Origin of the sequence: Streptococcus sp. (genome assembly GCF_030825805.1) — a bacterium.
Lineage (GTDB): Bacteria > Bacillota > Bacilli > Lactobacillales > Streptococcaceae > Streptococcus.
The window spans coordinates 1-2,506 of record NZ_JAPJPF010000073.1 but is presented as its reverse complement, the minus strand read 5'-3'; the positions used below and the strand labels follow the sequence as shown (position 1 = coordinate 2,506).

General features: G+C 41.3%; 6 protein-coding genes. All 6 read left to right on the top strand.

Translation table 11 applies throughout. The features are described 5' to 3' along the window. Nucleotides 1-177 (top strand): PAS domain-containing protein (locus tag RCH62_RS08440; RefSeq protein WP_306475028.1); only part of this gene is annotated, 177 nt, incomplete at its 5' end. 2 nt (nt 178-179) lie between these two features. Continuing rightward, on the top strand, nt 180-434 hold the full coding sequence (locus tag RCH62_RS08435; RefSeq protein ID WP_306475027.1) for a DUF1912 family protein: 255 nt from the start codon (nt 180-182) through the stop codon (nt 432-434). A gap of 181 nt (nt 435-615) precedes the next feature. Next, on the top strand, nt 616-963 hold the full coding sequence (locus tag RCH62_RS08430; protein WP_048715836.1) for a helix-hairpin-helix domain-containing protein: 348 nt from the start codon (nt 616-618) through the stop codon (nt 961-963). Nucleotides 964-1,221: 258 nt separating this feature from the next. Then, entirely contained in the window at nt 1,222-1,782 is a 561-nt protein-coding gene (locus RCH62_RS08425; protein WP_306475026.1) for a GNAT family N-acetyltransferase, read from the top strand. Between the two features lie 28 nt (nt 1,783-1,810). Beyond that, nucleotides 1,811-2,281: a hypothetical protein gene (locus tag RCH62_RS08420; protein ID WP_306475025.1), complete on the top strand. Its 471-nt coding sequence runs from the start codon at nt 1,811-1,813 to the stop codon at nt 2,279-2,281. Nucleotides 2,282-2,294: 13 nt separating this feature from the next. Beyond that, nucleotides 2,295-2,506 (top strand): class I tRNA ligase family protein (locus RCH62_RS08415; protein ID WP_306475024.1); only part of this gene is annotated, 212 nt, incomplete at its 3' end.

The following is a 2,506-nucleotide window of genomic DNA, read 5'->3' as shown; positions in this document are numbered from 1 at the left end:
GGGAAAAAAGACAAGTACGAAATGTGGTTCAAATCAGAATCACGTGGGAAATTTGTCCATGTTACCTATGCAGCAGTGCGCGATGAAGCGGGAGAATTTCAAGGTGTCTTGGAATATGTCCAGGATATCCAACCCTATCGGGAGATCGATAGTGAATTTTATAGAGGATTGGAGTAAGAATGAGCTACGAAAAAGAATTTATGAAAGAATTTGAGGCTTGGATCAAGACCCAGGTCATGATCAATGAAATGGCCCTGACAGAAAGCAGGAAGGTCTATGAAGAGGATCAGGATGAGCGGGCCAAGGAAGCTATGATCCGCTATGAGAGTCGCTTGGATGCTTATCAATTCCTTCAAGGGAAGTTTGCTAACTACCACGAAGGGAAAGGTTTCCACGATCTTCCAGATGGCTTGTTTGGAGAGAGAACCTATTAAAGGCTCTCTGTAAAGGCCTTTGACTAGCTGGATTTGGCTGAAAATAGTGCAATGACTTGATTTTTCGAGGGATTGTGTTACAATAAAAAAGTTGAACAGACGTCAACGAATTATTGAAAGTAATATTGGTGATGAAACCTTGTTGCCTTAGGGATTGATCACTGGACACGTAGGAGGAAAAATGGCAAAGAAGAACGTTAACCGTGCGAAACAATACAAACATCAAAATAGACATCTTTTGAAAAAAGCTGTCGCAACTGTAGGAGCAGCTGTTAAAGAGGCACCTAAGAAAGTTGAGAAAGCAGCAAAAGCAGTAGCGAAAGAAGTGAAACAAGCAGCTTCTTCAGTGGAAGAATTCGCTGCAAGCTTGGAAGGTGTGGCACTTGATCGTGCGCAAACATTCTATGATGAAGGTATTCGCTCTGTTGCGGACTTCGCAAACTGGACAGAGAAAGAGTTGTTGGCCCTTAAAGGAATCGGCCCAGCAACCATCAAAAAATTGCAAGAACTAGGCGTTAAATTTAAATAATCGCTTTTGTGATTTCTTGCTATTTCCAGGAAAACTTGATAAAATGAACCTATTAGAGGTGTTTTGAATCCCACATTTTACAGAAAGTGGCGGTGCTGAGAAGTCCACAAATGTGTCAAAACTAGTTGCTAATGGATGAAAATGAAATAAACAAAGTTGCGGGCAAGGGCCCGAAATTGGGTGGTACCGCGGATAAACACATTCGTCCCTGTCAGATTGATGGCAGGGACGTTTTTTTGTAGAAAGCGAGGGAGGAAGATGACAAGAGCAGAGTTACCAGAACGAATCGAAACGGAGCGACTGGTCTTGCGAGTCCGTACAGTGGCGGATGCCGAGGATATCCATGCCTACGCTAGTTTGCCGGAGGTTACCTACCCAGCAGGCTTTCCACCCGTCAAGACCTTGGAAGATGAGATTTATTACCTAGAGCATATCCTTCCTGAGCGCAATCAAAAGGACAATCTCCCAGCTGGGTACGGCATTGTAGTCAAAGGGACCGATGCCATCATCGGCTCTGTGGATTTCAATCATCGCCACGAAGACGATGTGTTGGAGATTGGCTATACCTTGCACCCAGACTATTGGGGACGAGGCTATGTTCCAGAAGCAGCGCGAGCCTTGATTGATCTGGCTTTTAAAGAATTGGGGCTTCACAAGATAGAATTATCTTGCTTTGGCTCCAATGTCCAAAGTCAACGAGTCGCCGAGAAGCTTGGCTTTACCCTCGAAGCTCGCATAAGGGACCGCAAAGATGCCCAAGGGAACCGTTGTGATAGTCTGATATATGGCTTGCTGAAGAGTGAGTGGGAGAATATATAATTGAAATAAATATTTAGGGGTGTAGATAATGAACGAAAAAATAATCTATTTTGATGCAAGTACGATTGGTCATAACGGTAATAACGATAGAGAACAAACTAAAGTAAATGTTTTGGACGAATCAAAAATTCCATTACTTTTAAGTTTAAATATATCAGAATATCGTACTAGCCCATATGGCGTCGAAAGTGTTGATGATAAAAGTGGCATAGCAATTTTAAAAGAAGGATTAACAAATAATCATGGAGAATTATTAGCGTTATTCTTTGCTATGAAAATCGCAGAACAGATTCAAGCAAAAGTTATTTGTGGAGACAGTAATATTGCGATTCAATATTGGTCAAAAGGACAGTATAATAAGAAAAATATCAAAAATTATGAAACTATTGAATTGATAGAAAAAGTAACTAAACAACGTGATATTTTTGAAAAATCTGGGGGAGAAATTAGGAAAATTTCAGGAGATTCTAATCCCGCTGATTTGGGCTATCATAGATAAAAGGAGAACACACATGTCTAAAGAACTTTCACCTAAATACAATCCAGCCGAGGTTGAGGCTGGTCGTTACCAAAAATGGCTTGACGAAGATGTTTTCAAGCCTTCAGGCGATAAAAAGGCTAAGCCTTATTCAATCGTGATTCCACCACCAAACGTAACTGGTAAACTTCACCTTGGTCACGCTTGGGATACAACTTTGCAAGATATCATCATCCGTCAAAAACG